This is a genomic window from Bacillus sp. FSL W8-0519, assembly GCF_038005585.1.
GTDB lineage: Bacteria > Bacillota > Bacilli > Bacillales > Bacillaceae_G > Bacillus_A > Bacillus_A paranthracis.
This window is the reverse complement of record NZ_JBBOTL010000001.1, coordinates 2,659,950-2,676,491: the sequence shown is the minus strand read 5'-3', so window position 1 is coordinate 2,676,491 and position 16,542 is coordinate 2,659,950. Positions and strand designations below refer to the sequence as shown.

Annotated in this window: 19 protein-coding genes; 16 read left to right on the top strand and 3 right to left on the bottom strand. The window is 34.1% G+C overall.

The window, feature by feature from the left end; translation table 11 throughout:
• The first annotated feature begins 5 nt into the window (after positions 1 to 5).
• The gene (lpdA, locus tag NST14_RS14010; RefSeq protein WP_000041197.1) at positions 6 to 1,385 is read left to right on the top strand and encodes a dihydrolipoyl dehydrogenase; all 1,380 of its coding nucleotides are present in this window, start codon (positions 6 to 8) and stop codon (positions 1,383 to 1,385) included.
• 82 nt (positions 1,386 to 1,467) lie between these two features.
• Here lpdA and NST14_RS14005 read toward each other — a convergent pair whose 3' ends face one another.
• The gene (locus tag NST14_RS14005; RefSeq protein ID WP_229142758.1) at positions 1,468 to 2,064 is read right to left on the bottom strand and encodes a hypothetical protein; all 597 of its coding nucleotides are present in this window, start codon (positions 2,062 to 2,064) and stop codon (positions 1,468 to 1,470) included.
• A 221-nt stretch (positions 2,065 to 2,285) separates the two neighbouring features.
• On the opposite strand from NST14_RS14005, the gene NST14_RS14000 reads away from it, so the two are divergent.
• The gene (locus NST14_RS14000) at positions 2,286 to 2,942 is read left to right on the top strand and encodes a DUF4085 family protein (RefSeq protein ID WP_000873325.1); all 657 of its coding nucleotides are present in this window, start codon (positions 2,286 to 2,288) and stop codon (positions 2,940 to 2,942) included.
• Positions 2,943 to 2,990: 48 nt separating this feature from the next.
• Here the strand turns inward: NST14_RS14000 and NST14_RS13995 are convergent, their stop codons facing one another.
• Complete coding sequence (locus NST14_RS13995; RefSeq protein WP_061184325.1) at positions 2,991 to 3,482, bottom strand: hypothetical protein; 492 nt, start codon at positions 3,480 to 3,482, stop codon at positions 2,991 to 2,993.
• A 250-nt stretch (positions 3,483 to 3,732) separates the two neighbouring features.
• Here NST14_RS13995 and NST14_RS13990 point away from each other — a divergent pair, with 250 nt between their 5' ends.
• The 13 genes from NST14_RS13990 (at position 3,733) to NST14_RS13930 (ending at position 14,447) form a co-directional block, all read left to right on the top strand.
• Positions 3,733 to 4,503, top strand: a complete 771-nt coding sequence (locus tag NST14_RS13990) for a DeoR/GlpR family DNA-binding transcription regulator (protein WP_061184326.1) — start codon at positions 3,733 to 3,735, stop codon at positions 4,501 to 4,503.
• Positions 4,504 to 4,515: 12 nt separating this feature from the next.
• The gene (locus NST14_RS13985; protein WP_080444394.1) at positions 4,516 to 5,058 is read left to right on the top strand and encodes a GNAT family N-acetyltransferase; all 543 of its coding nucleotides are present in this window, start codon (positions 4,516 to 4,518) and stop codon (positions 5,056 to 5,058) included.
• 27 nt (positions 5,059 to 5,085) lie between these two features.
• The gene (locus NST14_RS13980; RefSeq protein WP_229142757.1) at positions 5,086 to 5,424 is read left to right on the top strand and encodes an NIPSNAP family protein; all 339 of its coding nucleotides are present in this window, start codon (positions 5,086 to 5,088) and stop codon (positions 5,422 to 5,424) included.
• A 23-nt stretch (positions 5,425 to 5,447) separates the two neighbouring features.
• A complete protein-coding gene (locus tag NST14_RS13975; RefSeq protein ID WP_061184636.1) occupies positions 5,448 to 5,615 on the top strand; it encodes a hypothetical protein in 168 nt (55 codons plus the stop codon).
• A gap of 123 nt (positions 5,616 to 5,738) precedes the next feature.
• On the top strand, positions 5,739 to 7,589 hold the full coding sequence (locus NST14_RS13970) for a sigma-54-dependent Fis family transcriptional regulator (protein ID WP_229142756.1): 1,851 nt from the start codon (positions 5,739 to 5,741) through the stop codon (positions 7,587 to 7,589).
• A gap of 112 nt (positions 7,590 to 7,701) precedes the next feature.
• Complete coding sequence (locus NST14_RS13965) at positions 7,702 to 7,959, top strand: DUF3977 family protein (protein WP_000873860.1); 258 nt, start codon at positions 7,702 to 7,704, stop codon at positions 7,957 to 7,959.
• 149 nt (positions 7,960 to 8,108) lie between these two features.
• Positions 8,109 to 8,258 carry a hypothetical protein gene (locus NST14_RS13960; protein ID WP_001997635.1) on the top strand — a complete coding sequence of 50 codons (150 nt, stop codon included), beginning with the start codon at positions 8,109 to 8,111 and terminating at the stop codon, positions 8,256 to 8,258.
• A gap of 285 nt (positions 8,259 to 8,543) precedes the next feature.
• Positions 8,544 to 9,386, top strand: coding sequence for a MurR/RpiR family transcriptional regulator (locus NST14_RS13955; protein ID WP_000364407.1), 843 nt, complete (start codon positions 8,544 to 8,546; stop codon positions 9,384 to 9,386).
• 17 nt (positions 9,387 to 9,403) lie between these two features.
• On the top strand, positions 9,404 to 10,543 hold the full coding sequence (locus tag NST14_RS13950) for a M20 peptidase aminoacylase family protein (protein WP_048557913.1): 1,140 nt from the start codon (positions 9,404 to 9,406) through the stop codon (positions 10,541 to 10,543).
• A 41-nt stretch (positions 10,544 to 10,584) separates the two neighbouring features.
• Positions 10,585 to 11,391, top strand: a complete 807-nt coding sequence (locus NST14_RS13945; protein WP_050587898.1) for a GNAT family N-acetyltransferase — start codon at positions 10,585 to 10,587, stop codon at positions 11,389 to 11,391.
• Positions 11,392 to 11,444: 53 nt separating this feature from the next.
• A complete protein-coding gene (gene menC / locus NST14_RS13940) occupies positions 11,445 to 12,551 on the top strand; it encodes an o-succinylbenzoate synthase (protein ID WP_000635662.1) in 1,107 nt (368 codons plus the stop codon).
• Between the two features lie 82 nt (positions 12,552 to 12,633).
• On the top strand, positions 12,634 to 13,710 hold the full coding sequence (locus NST14_RS13935; RefSeq protein WP_073536465.1) for a YkvI family membrane protein: 1,077 nt from the start codon (positions 12,634 to 12,636) through the stop codon (positions 13,708 to 13,710).
• A 299-nt stretch (positions 13,711 to 14,009) separates the two neighbouring features.
• Positions 14,010 to 14,447, top strand: a complete 438-nt coding sequence (locus NST14_RS13930; RefSeq protein ID WP_000028082.1) for an NUDIX hydrolase — start codon at positions 14,010 to 14,012, stop codon at positions 14,445 to 14,447.
• Between the two features lie 35 nt (positions 14,448 to 14,482).
• Here the strand turns inward: NST14_RS13930 and NST14_RS13925 are convergent, their stop codons facing one another.
• A complete protein-coding gene (locus NST14_RS13925) occupies positions 14,483 to 15,094 on the bottom strand; it encodes a TetR/AcrR family transcriptional regulator (RefSeq protein WP_000799604.1) in 612 nt (203 codons plus the stop codon).
• A gap of 159 nt (positions 15,095 to 15,253) precedes the next feature.
• Here NST14_RS13925 and kynU point away from each other — a divergent pair, with 159 nt between their 5' ends.
• Positions 15,254 to 16,540 carry a kynureninase gene (gene kynU / locus NST14_RS13920; protein WP_073541721.1) on the top strand — a complete coding sequence of 429 codons (1,287 nt, stop codon included), beginning with the start codon at positions 15,254 to 15,256 and terminating at the stop codon, positions 16,538 to 16,540.
• The last annotated feature ends 2 nt before the right edge of the window (positions 16,541 to 16,542 follow it).

Genomic DNA, 16,542 nt, shown 5'->3' with positions numbered 1-16,542 from the left:
AGAGAATGAGTAAACTAGTCGTTATTGGTGGCGGACCTGCTGGCTATGTAGCGGCAATTACCGCAGCTCAAAATGGAAAAGATGTCACTCTTATTGATGAAGCTGATCTTGGCGGGACTTGTTTAAATGTTGGGTGCATGCCTACAAAATCATTGTTAGAAAGTGCAGAAGTGCATGACATTGTAAGAAAAGCGAATCATTATGGAGTTACACTCAATAATGGAAGTATATCAATTGATTGGAAGCAAATGCAGGCGAGGAAATCACAAATTGTAACGCAGCTCGTTCAAGGAATTCAATATTTAATGAAGAAAAATAAAATAAAAGTTATACAAGGTAAAGCGAACTTTGAAACGGATCATCGTGTGCGGGTTATATACGGTGATAAAGAAGATGTAGTAGATGGAGAACAGTTCATTATAGCGGCAGGTTCAGAACCGACTGCATTACCCTTTGCTCCATTTGACGGAAAGTGGATTTTAAATAGTAGCCATGTAATGTCCATAGATTATATACCAAAATCATTATTAATCGTTGGCGGTGGGGTAATAGGATGCGAGTTTGCAAGTATTTATAGTCGTCTTGGAACAAAAGTTACGATTGTTGAAATGGCACCGCAATTATTACCAGGTGAAGATGAAGATATCGCACACATTTTAAGAGGGAAACTAGAAAATGATGGTGTAGAAATATTTACAGGAGCAGCTTTAAAAGGATTAAATAATTATAAGAAGCAGGCTTCATTTGAATATGAAGGAAGTATCCAAGAAGTTAATCCAGAATTTGTTCTCGTTTCTGTCGGCCGAAAACCACGTGTACAACAATTAGATTTAGAAAAAGCAGGCATTCAATATTCAAATAAAGGAATTTCTGTGAATGAACATATGCAAACCAATGTATCACATATTTATGCAGCAGGAGATGTGATTGGTGGAATCCAGCTTGCTCACGTTGCATTCCATGAAGGAACGACGGCAGCATTACACGCGAGTGGAGAAGATGTAAAAGTAAACTACCATGCTGTACCTCGCTGTATTTATACCGCTCCAGAAATTGCTAGTGTCGGTTTAACAGAAAAAGATGCAAGAGAGCAGTATGGTGACATACAAATTGGAGAATTTCCTTTTACAGCAAATGGAAAAGCGCTTATTATTGGAGAACAAACGGGGAAAGTAAAAGTTATTGTGGAACCTAAATATCAAGAAATTGTTGGAATTTCTATTATTGGTCCTCGTGCAACAGAACTAATTGGTCAAGGAACTGTAATGATTCATACGGAAGTTACTGCCGATATTATGAGAGATTATATTGCAGCGCATCCAACTTTATCTGAAGCGATTCATGAAGCTTTATTGCAAGCGGTAGGACATGCTGTACACGCTTAAATGGAATTATAATAAACCACTATTCTCTAAATGAATAAGAGAATAGTGGTTTGAATTTTTACGGGAGAAATTGAATATCCTATTATTTTTTTACGTCAATCGCTGAAGTAATATCGTTCCAATCAGCAGCTAAATTAGCAGTTTTACCGTACCAATCCGCATGTTTGAATACAACACCTTTTCCATAGCCTTGTGTTGAAGTATGCTCCCAAAGTGTCGTTGAATAACTTGCTGAAGGTGATGCTGTACTTACAGAGGAAATTCTGTCGTTCCAGCTAGATGGTAAGTTTTTAAAGCCGCTGCTCCAGTAAATATATTGGCCACCTTTATCTTTATGTTCATAAAAATCAGTACTACCAGCACCGCTACCTAAAGGATTAATTTTATTTTTAAGTACTTTTTTATCCTTTTCAATATAAGCATCTAATGTTTCACGGCTAGTAAAACCATAAGCTAGCCAATCTCCATTTTCATTTTGCTCTGGTAATACCATAGTAATTTGGATGTATTTCTTATCTTGATCACTTAATTTTGTAAGAGAATTAACATTCTGTTCATCCACTTTTAAATAATCAAAAGACTTAATTGTGTTACCTTTTTCTTCAGCACTTGCTACTCCTAGTCCTCCAGTTAATGCAAATCCCGCTACTAATGTACCTGCTACTAATTTCTTCAACATATAACCATCCCTTTTAGTTTAGATTTTTGTACAGGTGAATCTTTGTACTAGTAAAATGTATTCTAATTATCAACTATTGTAAATATTCTGAAGTTTTAGAAATAAAAGATGGAATATTTACAGTTTTGCATTTTTTCTTTAGAAAAAATAGTTATTAGAATGATATAATAAATAGATATATCGCTTTTGTTGGATCTTAAAATGTTTTAGGGGGAAAGTCTTTGAAGTATTTTAATAAAGATTGGTATAAAGAAATGCAAGTATCTGGTTTTTTAAATTTCCCAGAAACAGTAGAAGAATGGGAAGAGATGTTGCGAGAGAGCGAAAAGGTAGGAATGGATTATAAGCAAAGTTTAAGAGAAGACGTGGAAGAAAAGAAAGAAGATTTATTAAAGTTCCTCCCTAAATCACTGCATCCATACATTCATGACAATACAATTAATTCAGAATACCCAACGGAAAAATTAAAGAGACTTATGCTTGAGTGGACAAAAGATTATGAGAAAAGAATGAATGATTTAGAGCAAGCCTATATAGATAATTATAATTCTATAAAAGAAAAGCTCGCGCAGAATGTCGTTCAACTACATGAATACTCACTACATGACAGTGTAGTCAAATCAGTGGAGAAAAAATCAGAAGCTACGCTAATTATAACTTTAGATTGCAGTGGTACTTTTAGTGAATTTGATAAACTACAAGCAACTTTTATAGGAGTAACGAAATGTTCTATCCCGGAAAATTTTGAAGGTGCTTGGTGGTTATGTCATGAAATAGATTTTGCTGAAGATGGTTTTGAACTAGGGGTTTTATTTGATTGTCCATTTGAAGAAGTGATGATTTGTGCAAAAAATGTATTGCTGGAAATAGATAACTAGTAAACTTTATAACTCTATAAATAAAAAACAGTCTTATATGACTGTTTTTTATTTAGATACTAAATGATCCAGCTTCCAATATGTATCTGTTAATGGCGCAGCTTTGCTATCTATGTATAAATACATATTATTTAAATCTTTTGGAGAATCTTTCATATTAAATACAATGTCGGTAGTTAAAGAAAACTCAGATGGAACCTTTTTAGCATTTTCATTTTGTATAACTTCACCTTTGTATTTTTTACCCGTTTTTTCATCTTTTATGAAATATTTTATTTCTGAAAGATCTATCGTTTGTCCGTCAACACGAGCATTATTTATAGTAACGCGAGCTGTGAGACGCCACTCTTTGTCTATTTTTTCAAATTTAGCATTTTCAACAGTTGCTCTATAGTATTCGTTTTTAAAGATTTCCCCATAGTGCATTGCATTTTTTGCTAGAGCGCTTTTTTCTTGTTTTGGGGTAGCATTTCCACTACATCCTGCCATTATCCCTGTAAATAATAATGCTGTACAAGTTACTTTCATTATAGATTTCATAGTAATTCCTTTCTGTGTTAAAAAGTAAAACATAGGAATAATTTTACATCAATAGGAAGGTAAATGGAAGTGTGTTTGTGGAATATGTAAATATACATTTATTTCGTTATCTAGTTAAGAGAATAGAAAGAGGGAAAAAGCTGAATAAAACGGAGTGAATAAGAATTGAAAATATTGTAAAGCGGAAGAGACATGCATATAATTAAAATAAGGATAAGATTTCAGAATCTTCAATAATGGCGGTGGACACATGTTTACTGAAGAGCGTAGAGAGAAAATTTTAGAGTTACTTAAGAAAAATGGAAGGGTAATTGCAAAGGATCTTGCGGAAAGTTTCGATATGTCTATCGATTCTATAAGAAGAGATTTGTCTATTATGGAGAAGGATGGCTTGTTAAAAAGAACACATGGAGGAGCAATTGAACTTGCTAGAGTAAGGGATTTAGCTACCAAGCCATTGAAACGTTATAGTAATGGTTCTGTATATGAAGACGCAATTGCAAAAATCGCAGCTTCTTATATACAAGAAGGAGATTCCGTTTTTATTGGTGGAGCTTCTATTCATTATGCCATGTTAAAATATTTACCTGAAACATCATTTACAGTTATTACGAATGCTTTAGAAATTGCTAGTACGTTACAGGAATATAAGAACATCGATATGTACTTAATTGGTGGAATGGTGAAACCATCAGGAAATATGACAGATACACTTGCTTCAGAGTTAATAAGTAGATTTTCTATTGATCTTAATTTTTCTACAGGTGATGGTATTTCATTAAACGGTATAAGTACTGCAACGCCGGAAGTTGCTTTTTTTAGTAAAACAGTAAGTAAGATTGCTAGAAGAAATATTTGTTTAGCTCCTCATAATAAACTTGGAATAGACTACTTTATAAAAGGAGAGTCACTGATTGAAATTGATCTTATAATAACAGATTCGGAGGCTAGTAAAGAAACAATTCAAGAATTTGAGAAACAAGGTAAAGAAATTGTAATAGCATCAATAGACTACGTTTAAAAGGAGTTTGAAATGATTATAAAAAGACAAGAATTTCATATAAATGGATTAGTTTATACAATTCGTTCTGCAGCTGAAACAGATGCGGAACAGTTATCGGAAATTAGAGTTCAGATCGATGGAGAAACTGAAAATATGGATAGAGAAGCTGGAGAGGGATTTATAGATAAGAGGGGGTTTCAAAACATAATAAAAACAGATAGTGAAGAGACAAAGAATCTGTTTTTAGTTGCAGAAGTACACAACCGAATCGTTGGATTTTCAAGATGCGAAGGCTCAAATTTGAAGAGATTATCTCATAAAGTAGAATTTGGCGTTTGTATTTTAAAAGAATTTTGGGGATATGGAATAGGTAAGAGTCTATTGGGACAATCTATTCATTGGGCTGATGAAAATGAGATTAAAAAGATATCATTACAAGTATTAGAGACAAATGAAAAAGCCATTCAGCTTTATAAAAAGTTAGGTTTTGAAGTAGAAGGTATTTTAAAAAATGATAAAAGGCTGTCGGATGGGAAGTATTATAATACGGTAGTAATGGGAAGGTGTATTTGAGTCTGTTCATAAAAGAGGTGAAAATATATGTTTTACAGAAGAAAGTACTATATAGTAAAGAATGAATTTGTAGAAATATTTAATGGGCATTTTAATAACACGAATTTACCTAATCAGTTAAAGTATGGTTCCAGGCTAATAGGACGCTGGATGAAAGATAATAAGAATGGTACGATTGAAGTGTTTGCCATATGGGAATATGATAGTTATGAACAGTATAAAGAAATAGAATCAAAGATTAGAAATGACGAGAAGCATATTAGAAAAATACATGAATGGTATGAAAAACATGGCGGAAGAGAATATGTTTTACAGGAGTACATAGTAGAGATGAAAAACGAAGAGTTAGTATATACTGTAAAGTGATAGAGAGGTGGGAGATAGTCGGAATGAAAACAAAATTATATTTTTGTGTAGCATCCACAATTTTATTTGCAATAGTCGTGAGTGTTTTCTTTATAAATGGAAATCCACAAAAGTGGTTTTGGTTATGTATTTTCTTTGCTTCCATTATACAAAATATAGTGCTACTAAAAAAGAATAAAGAAGTGCATTAAGATATTCAAATTATTAACATATTTGTGTCGTCTTTCTAGTTTTGTTGAAAACGCTTTTATTCAGTTTTATAATAAAAGTATGTTTTTACAAATCTCCAAAATAATGAATAGGGAGATGATACAATGCTAGCTTCACCGTTTTACTTACATACATGGAAAAAGTTTGTTGATGAAGGTGTCCTTGATTCGAACCGTATAAACGAAAGAATTTCAGAGTCATGGTATCGATGTAAACAAGCAAATGTGAATCCTCATATGAATAAAGGTCAGAAAATTTTGTCTTCTAATGTTTTTCAAGACCAAAAGAAAAAGAGTGAAATCTTCCTAGATATAGCAATACCTCAAATACAAAATATGAGAAAAACCATTGATGAACTGCAAATGATGGCATTATTAATCGATCCAGACGGTTACGTTCTATCGTTAAGTGGAAATAAACAAACGTTGCAACGAGCGAAACAGATTAATTTCATTGAAGGTGTGAAATGGACGGAAGCGGCTGTTGGTACAAATGCGATAGGAACAGCGCTTGAGATTGAAGAGGCTATTATGATAAGTGGTACAGAGCATTATTCTGTCGCATCTCATAGCTGGAGCTGTGCGGCCGCTCCTATTCATAATGATGATGGGAAATTAATAGGCGTTCTAGATTTCTCTTGTCCGATTGAGTTTTCGCATCCATATATGCTCGGTATGGTAACTTCGATTGCACATGCGATTGAACGTGAATGTAGTATTCGAGTACATCAAAATGAACTGCAGTTAATCCATCGTTTTTTAGATGTCATTGATAGTGATGAACAAGTTGTAATTTGTAATCATCGTGATGTTATCGTTTCTGCAAGCAAGAGGGTTCGGGAACGAGTATGTAATTGGTCACGGATGAAACTTGAAGATTTAATGCACTATGGATTGAAAACTAAATTAGAAGTTCCAGTATACAGTAATAATAGAATGATTGGGAAATGTATTTATGTAAAGGGAAATAAACAAGTAAAATCATTTTCAACGTCCCCATTTATAAATGGCATCACTTTTCCTGGAGTAATTGGGACAAGCAGTGCATTTCAACATACTTTAGAAGAAATTAAGCTTGTATCACCAACTGACGCAAGTGTATATGTTTGTGGTGAAACAGGTGTAGGAAAAGAATATGTAGCGAGAGCGATTCATGAAAATAGTCCAAGAAAAAATGGTCCTTTTATAGCTGTTAACTGCGGTTCATTACCGAAAGAATTAATGGAAAGTGAATTGTTCGGTTATGCTGAAGGAGCGTTTACAGGTGCACGGCGCCAAGGATATAAAGGGAAATTCGAACAAGCAGACGGAGGAACAATATTTTTAGATGAAATTGGTGAAGTGCCACCAGAGATGCAAGTAGCATTATTGCGTGTTTTACAAGAACGAACAGTAAACCCAATTGGCAGTTCAAAAGAGATACCAGTAAATATTCGTATTGTTACTGCGACACATAAAGATCTATTGCGATTAGTAGAAGAAGGGAAATTCCGTCAAGATTTATATTATCGCTTACATGTTTATCCACTATATGTCCCATCGTTAATAGAAAGAAAAGAGGATATTCCATACTTCATAAAACATTTTTGCAAACGAAAGAATTGGAATGTTGTATTTCCAAAAAGTATTTGTAATCAATTTTATCAGCATACATGGCCCGGAAATATTCGAGAATTATTAAATGTATTAGAACGCATCTACATTTTGTCGCAAGGACGAGAAATATGTGAAAAACAAATCTCTTTTTTATTACAAACAATGATGGGAAATCAACATCAACTTGCATTGCAAGAAGAAAATAAAACAGAGAACACATTAAATTTCCGTGAAAAAATACAGCGTGATAGCATGATTGAAGCGTTAGAAAAGACAAATGGAAATGTTTCATTAGCTGCAAAACTTTTAGATGTACCTCGAAGTACATTTTATAAACGAATGCAAAAATATAAGTTATAAAGTAGATTTTTGTAATCTACTTTTTCTTTGTGGGCTCATGTTCTGTCGGAATGTGCGCTTACCGGGGAAATAATAGAATAGTTAGAAATTAATTTCCGGAAGGAGGACTTAGGTGAAATATATTGAAATTGGTATTGGGAATACGTGGTTCGTTCGAACAGAAACTGAAAATAAAGATGGAACTGAATTTGAAGAACGAGGAATTATAAAACCTATTTATTTTGAGTCTTTATATGTACGAGTGTGGTTTCGAAAAACGTGTTTAATTTTTGATACGAAAGAAGGGTTTAAAAAAGTTAAGAAGAGGAGGATTGAATATAAATTTATAGTTGGAATTGTAAGTAGACTGAATGAAGAAAAAGTACGCTAGTTGGCACCTGTAATTTAAGGAGCTATCAATATACAACTGATGAACCAATACCGCGATTTCTTAAAATAGATTACAGTATGAAGAAGTTTTTTACGTACAGTATTACACTCGATGTAATTTCGTCATGAAGACCTCTTAAAGAGTGTGAAATGTTTGAATGGAGAGGAAGCTATTCGTCTTCAGTTGTGCTTATTGTTTTTAGGAGAATACCATATTTTAAACCGACTAACTTTTTAGATGTGTATGCAATTGAAGCACTAGAACGTTTTATAATCGCATATGAAGGAACGATTGAATAAACCATTACTTAACATTTGGGGTAATGGTTTATTTTTATAAAGATTTCTCGTTAAATATTTCAGTAATTGGGGATTTATCTTTCTTATCTTGATAGAAATGTGGCGGTACCCCTTAAGGTAATGATAAAAAAATAGGAGAGATTATTATAAAAGATTAAATTTTCAGAATTATTATTGAGTTTTTTAGTAATATGTGTTAATCTTCTATCAATCGCAAATGTGAAGTTTAGACTTCGTGTTTTCGATTGATAGAAGTTTTAAATTCATTTAGGAAGGATGACATGTTTGGATCTGAAAAAAATTATTCAACAGGAATATAATCAACTTTCTAAAGGTCAACAAAAAGTTGCTAAATATTTATTAGAACAACCAGGCGAATTTGCTGTTAAATTAGCAAGTGAGATTGGTGAGCAAGTTGGAGTCAGTGAAACAACGGTGATTCGTTTTTGTTACTCTATAAAACTATCGGGATTTTCTGAACTTCAAAAAATGGTTCGGGAGCAACTTCTTTTAATGCAAAGCAGTCTTGGACAATACTTTTCTAGCAAACTCGAGTTAGCTGAACAACCTCATTTTTATGCAAAAGTCATGGAACGAGATTGTCAATATATACAACAAACAATCAATAATATTGATGAAAATGAGATTGAACAGGTTGTTGATCAATTAATAAAAACGGAGAAAATCTATGTTTTAGGGTTAAAATCTTCTTTTTCTGCAGCTAATTGGCTTACAATGACTCTTGGTTTAGTGAGGGGAAATGTTCAAATTCTTCATCCGGAAACAAACGATTTGCTTTGTACTTTAAGCGAGATGGATCATCGATCAACTTTAATTACTATTTCGTTTCATCGTTATTTGAAAGAAACAATTAAAGTGGCTGAGATGGCTAAGGAGCAAGGAGCTTTTGTGATTGGAATTACTGATTCACCACTTGCTCCAATTAGGGAATATGCAGATGCTATTTTTTCCATGTATTCATCTGAGAGGTCAACGATTGATGCTACTCCGGTACTGTTTTCGTTTTTGAATGCTATTGTTGCCGGTGTTTCTATCAAAGATAAAGAGCGATTTGAAAAGCGTAAGGACCGATACGAAAAGCTGAATGGAGATTACTTTTTTGTATAAAGTGAGGAGAAGAAAAATTGAAGGAATATATACAAGAACTTAAGTCGACGATTGATTCAGTCTACGAATACTTACATAATCATCCAGAAATTAGTTGGAAGGAGTATAAAACAACGGCATATATACAACGTTTTTTACAAGAACGGGGCTTTATTGTGCAAACCTTTGATGATTGTCCAGGTCTTGTCAGTGAGGTAGGAACCGGAGACTTTTGCATTGCTTTACGTACAGATATGGATGCGCTCTGGCAAGAGGTTGATGGTCAATTTCAAGCGAAACATTCTTGCGGTCACGATGCACATATGGCCATAGTTCTTGGTACAATGCTTTTATTTCAAAAGTTAGATGTTTCCACTGTTAAACTTAAATTCATTTTTCAACCTGCGGAAGAAAAGGGAACAGGCGCATTAAAAATGATTGAAAAAAACGTGTTGGATGATGTGCATTTTTTATATGGTGTTCACCTTAGACCAATTCAAGAATTACAAGATGGTCAAGCTATACCTGCAATTTATCATGGGGCAGCAAAATTTATAGTAGGTGAAATCCATGGTGAAGATGCACATGGAGCACGACCACATCTGGGGCAAAATTCGATTGAAATTGGGGCATCTATAATTAATGAAATGAAAAGCATTCATTTAGACCCGATGGTGCCTTACACCGCGAAAATGACAAAGTTCTATGCCGGGAGTGAGGCAGGAAATATTATTCCAGGTAAAGCATCATTTAGTATAGATTTGCGTGCGCAAACAAATGGAGTCATGAATGAACTTACCGAAAAAATCGAGAATATTGTTAAGAGTATGGAAAAGATTTATGGGGTTGAAATTGAGCTAGAAACAAAAGCGAGTGTAGCTGCCGCTGAGGTAAATAAAGAAGCTCAGCATTTCATGAAAAAAGCGATTGTGGAATCCTTAGGTGAGCAACTGCTTCGAGAGCCTATAATTACTTCAGGTGGGGAAGATTTTCATTTTTATACGTTGAAAAATCCAACCGTTAAAGCAACTATGTTGGGATTAGGGTGCGATTTGCAGCCAGGACTTCATCATCCGCAGATGACCTTTAATCAAAATGCTATATATACTGGTATGGAAATTCTAGCAAGGACAGTATTAAATACAATAAAAGCATATAAAACGGGGGAGTTAGCGTGAATTCAACAATTGAAATACGTGAATTAAACAGTTATCACGAGATGAAGTTTGTGCAAAACCTTGAAAAAGATGTATGGAATATGGAACCAATTCCTCTTCACCAAATAATTACAGCTTCCCAAAATGGAGGTCTTTTACTAGGAGCTTTTGTAAATGAGGAAATGATTGGATTTTGCTACAGTTTTCCTGGTTTTCTTGAAGGACAAAACTATCTATGTTCCCATATGCTTGGTATTCATCCAAGTCATCAAGGAAAAGGAGTTGGAGTTAGACTAAAACAAGTTCAAAAAGAACTTGCTTATGAAAAGGGATATAACTTAATCACATGGACGTATGATCCACTTGAAACACGAAATGCGTATTTAAATTTATCGAAGTTACGTGCTTTTTGTTCTACATATATGGAAAATTGCTATGGAGAAATGGAAGATAACTTGAATCGAGGACTTCCTTCGGATCGTTTTAAAGTTGAATGGTGGATTAATAGTTCTCATATTTCTAAACGGCAAGAGGATTATATGAAACAAGCGCAACATATTTTTCAGTGGATACAATCGAAGAATCATTTGCCAAAACTTATAAATATTGAGCAAGGTCTACATTGTATTGCTACTATGGATCAACCTATATTAGTACCGGTACCATCTAGCTTTCAACAAGTGAAAAATAAAGATTATGAACTTGCAATTGATTGGCGTTTTAAAACGAGAGAAATCTTTCAAACTTTATTTTCATATCAGTATGTTGCTGTTTCATTAATAAAAGATACTAATGAACTTGTGCACTATTATGTTTTTGTCAAGCAACAAGACTTAGAGAAGAACGGAATTATGAGAAGGATTCAATAGCGGAGGATAAAAATACACTTATACTTATCTAAATATAGAGGGGGAAATGAAAAATGATAGTAAAAGAGATTATTTTACGACGTATAAAAATGCAATTGAAAGCGCCGTTCACGACAAGTTTTGGAACATTCCAAGACAAAGAGTTTCTCTTGCTTGAAGCGAAGGATGAAAACGGTATTAGCGGATGGGGAGAATCGGTTGCATTTCATTCGCCCTGGTATAACGAAGAAACTCTAAAGACAAATTGGCATATGTTAGAAGATTTTATTATTCCTAGTATACTCAATAAAGAAATTGAACATCCACAGGAAGTATTTGAACGCCTATCATATATTCGTAAGAACAATATGGCAAAGTCTGCTATTGAGGGTGCTATTTGGGACTTATATGCAAAGCAAAAAGGAATTCCGCTCGCATTCGCCCTTGGTGGAGAGAAGAAAGCAATAGAAGTTGGGATTAGTATTGGCATCCAGGAAAAGGTTGACGATTTACTTCAATTGGTTGATGAGTATGTTAATGAAGGATATAAAAGAATGAAAATAAAAATAAAACCGGGTTGGGATGTCGAGGTGATCAGGGAAGTCCGGAAACAGTTTCCTAATGTTCCATTGATGGCTGATGCCAATTCTGCCTATCGACTAAAAGATATAGAACGATTAAAAGAGCTTGATGAATTCGATTTAATGATGATTGAGCAACCTTTAGCCTCAGATGACATCGTTGATCATGCGCAGTTGCAAAGGGAACTTTTAACTCCAATTTGTCTGGATGAGAGTATTCATTCTTATGAGGATGCTAGAAAAGCAATTGAACTAGGAAGTTGTAAGATTATCAATATAAAAATTGGAAGAGTTGGAGGGCTAACTGAGTCTAAACAAATACATGATTTGTGCCAGGAACAAGGTATTCCAGTTTGGTGCGGTGGTATGCTGGAATCGGGTATAGGGAGAGCACATAATATTGCTTTAACAACATTATCAAACTTTATTATGCCTGGCGATACTGCAGGATCTTCTCGCTATTGGGAGCAAGACATTATAGAACCTGAGGTAGTTGTTGAAAATGGAATGATTATCATTCCAGAGCGACCAGGGATTGGCTATGAACCAGATCGAGAAATGATTAAGCGATTTACAGTTTTTGAAAAAAAATATATTTAATATAGCTAAAGGGAGGACATGTTCCTCCTGGTCTTTATTTACATTAACTTATCAGAAAATTCAGATTAAAAAGGAGGTAAGTATGAAGGAAAGTACTCGAATTGCAGGAGCATTTATTGGTTTAATTGTCGGAGCAGGATTTGCTTCAGGACAGGAGGTTTTACAATTTTTCACAAATTTCGGATGGGTAAGTATTCTGGGAGCATGTGTTGCAACTATTCTTTTTGCATTTTTAGGAATGAATTTAACTCAACTGGGCAGTCGTTTACAGACAAATTCTCATAAAAATGTGATTTACTACATTTGCGGCTCATACCTCGGTATAGTTGTTGATATAATCATAACATTTTTCTTATTTGGTGTAACAGCTGTCATGATGGCTGGGGCAGGTTCGATTTTTGAACAGCAGTTTGGTATTCCAAGTATTATCGGTAATATTATTATGACTGTATTAACTATTGTAACAGTTTGTTTTAATATTCAAAGGGTTATTTCGATAATTGGGCTTGTTACACCGTTTTTACTTGTGCTTGTTATCATCATTGCTGTTTATTCTTTTATTACAATGGATATGGGTTTTAATGAATTGCAACAAATCGCAGATAAACAAAACGCAGCTGCATCTAATTGGGGATTAGGAGCGTTATTATACGTTTCATATAACATTGCCGCAGGTGCTGCTATGCTTATCGTGATGGGAGGAACGATAAAAGATGAAAAAAAAGCGGGATTTGGAGGGATATTCGGTGGTATAGGATTAGGCATCCTTATTTTACTTATTAATCTTGGTATGCTCACTAAACTAAATAAAATTACAGACGTAGATATGCCTATACTATTTTTGGCTAATGAGATTTCTCCAATATTTGGAATGCTGATGTCTATTGTATTATTAGGTATGATTTACAATACTGCAGTAGGAATGTTATATGCTTTCACAGCAAGGGTTATAAAACCAGAATTACCAACATTTAAAATGTTTGTTGTTCTATTTGGAATTGTGGCATTTAGTGCTAGTTTTATCGGATTTACTAAATTAGTAGGAACTATATATCCTATAACGGGCTATCTTGGATTTATTCTTATTGCCTCTATCACCATTACCTGGCTTAGGGGTAAACAGCGAATGAAGAATGCTATTACTAAAATAGACGCTTAATTACAAAATATAGATATTATACGTGAATTTAAGTATTATAAAGAGAGGATTATTTATTTCATTTAGAAACAAATATCCTCTTTTCTATGCATAGTAGAAGTCTTATAAATAAAGTTGCACGAATGCAAACTCAAATAAATTATAGTACTGTATTTGGTTTTGTTGAAAAAAAATTATGTGTTTTATGGAACATCTTCTTTCTTATCATTACTTCTACCGTTTTGGCAAAGTTAAAAACACCTAGCCAGGAGTCTATGAATCAGTATTGTTTCGAATTGGATTTAAAAGGGGTGAAATATATGTCAATCTCATTATATTATAAAAAAATCCGTGAGCAATTAGGCCATGAACTAATTCTAATACCGAGTGTAGCTGCTGTTATTAAAAATGAGCAAGGGAAAATCTTGTTTCAATATCCTGGTGGAGAATACTGGAGTTTGCCAGCTGGAGCAATTGAGCCTGGAGAAACTCCAGAAGAAGCGGTAGTTCGTGAAGTGTGGGAAGAAACAGGGTTGAAAGTGCAAGTAAAAAAACAAAAAGGGGTGTTTGGAGGAGAAGAGTATCGCCATACATATCCGAATGGCGATCAAGTAGAATATATTGTTGTTGTGTTTGAATGTGAAATTACTAGTGGAAAACTGAAATCAATAGATGGTGAATCTTTAAAACTACAATATTTCTCATTATCTGAAAAGCCTTCTTTAGCGCTACCATACCCAAATAATATATTTTTATAGATGTAAAATAGCACACCTTATGTATTGAAGGTGTGCTATTTATATAAACCAGTCGTATACATTTTCGTCAATGTATGCACAATTTCTTCTAGGTCGATCTTTTTATCATTTTGCACAATCGTCCAAAGAAACATCTCATTCATAGCGAACCAAGCACGCGCTACAATTTCTCTATTTAATTCAGTATGTGCTAATCCACTTTTTTGAGAGTATGTAATATCTTGCGTAATACTGTTTATAAAGCGTTCCCGTATCTCGTCCCATTTTTGACGTATCTCTTTTGATAACCCAATTGCTTCTTCTACAACTTGTAAAATTGCTCGTTCTTTCTCTGCTAATTGTAGAAATGCTTTAACTTGATTTTGAATCATTGTACGTGCTTCTTCTGTCGTTTGAGGCGAAAAAGAGCGCTCAGCAATATCATAAAATTGATTCATAACATCTTCCATTAAAACGATGAGGAGATCATCTTTGTTTTTAAAGTATACATATGCCGTGCCATAACCAGTTTCTGCATGTTTAATAATTTGTGTAATTGTCGTTTTTTGAAATCCGTTACGAATAAAAATAGTGTAACCAGAGTGTAATAGTTTCTTCTTTGTTTCTAAGGAGCGGTGTTTTCTTGATGAAAGAGTCGTGTTTTTCAAAGAATCACCTCTTTATACTGAAATATCTGAAAATATAACTGTATTGTAAAAGAAATTCATATATAAAGTCAACTGACATAATATCATTGACGTTATATCAACTAAGGTGATATATTTCAATTAGTTAGAATAAAAAGAAAATTAAGAGAAGGTGACACCATGTATACAGAACCATTTCAACCAACTTATGAGTATGCGCTTGAATGTGATAAACATGATGAACTGAAAGATTTTCAAACTGAATTTTATAAAAAAGAAGGAACAATATATTTAGATGGAAACTCATTAGGGCTACTTTCAAAGAGAGCAGAGAAATCATTACTTACTTTGCTAGATTCATGGAAAGAGTATGGCATTGACGGCTGGACCGAGGGTGAGCATCCGTGGTTTTTCCTTTCGGAGAAATTAGGTGAATTGACTGCACCTCTTATTGGAGCTTTACCAGAAGAAACTATTGTAACCGGTTCCACGACAACGAATATTCATCAAGTAATCGCAACTTTCTATGAGCCGAAAGGAATTCGCACAAAAATTCTTGCGGATGAGTTAACATTCCCGTCTGATATATATGCACTTCAAAGTCAAATTCGTTTAAAAGGCTTAGATCCAGATGAGCATTTAGTACGAGTAAAGAGCCGAGATGGTAGAACACTTTCTGAAGATGATATTATTCATGCAATGACAGATGATATCGCGTTAATTTTATTACCTTCTGTACTATATAGAAGTGGCCAAATTCTTGATATGGAACGTTTAACAGCGGAAGCACATAAGCGTGGTATTCATATCGGGTTCGATTTATGTCACTCAATCGGTTCTATTCCGCATCATTTCAAAGAGTGGGATGTTGATTTTGCTATTTGGTGTAATTACAAATACTTAAACGCAGGACCTGGTGGTGTTGCCGGCCTTTATGTAAATAAAAAACATTTTAATAGACTTCCAGGCTTGTCTGGCTGGTTTAGTTCTAGAAAAGATAAGCAGTTTGATATGGAACATACATTAACAGCTGCTGATCATGCAGGTGCGTATCAAATTGGTACACCGCACGTATTAAGTACTGCACCTTTAATCGGTTCACTTGAAATATTTAAAGATGCTGGTATAGAACGTTTACGTGAAAAATCCTTACATATTACAAGATACATGCTTAATTTAATTGCTCACGAATTAAGTGATTTTGGATTTACAATTGGAAATCCATTAGAGGATGAAAAACGAGGCGGGCATATTTATTTAGAGCATGCAGAAGCAGCACGTATATGTAAAGCGTTAAAAGCAAATGGAGTAATTCCAGATTTTAGAGCGCCAAATGGAGTGAGACTTGCGCCAGTTGCTTTATATAACACATACGAAGAAGTGTGGAAATCTGTACAAATATTAAAGAAAATCATGAAAGATGAAGAGTATAAGCAATTTGAAAATAAGCGAGAGGTTGTGGCATAAGT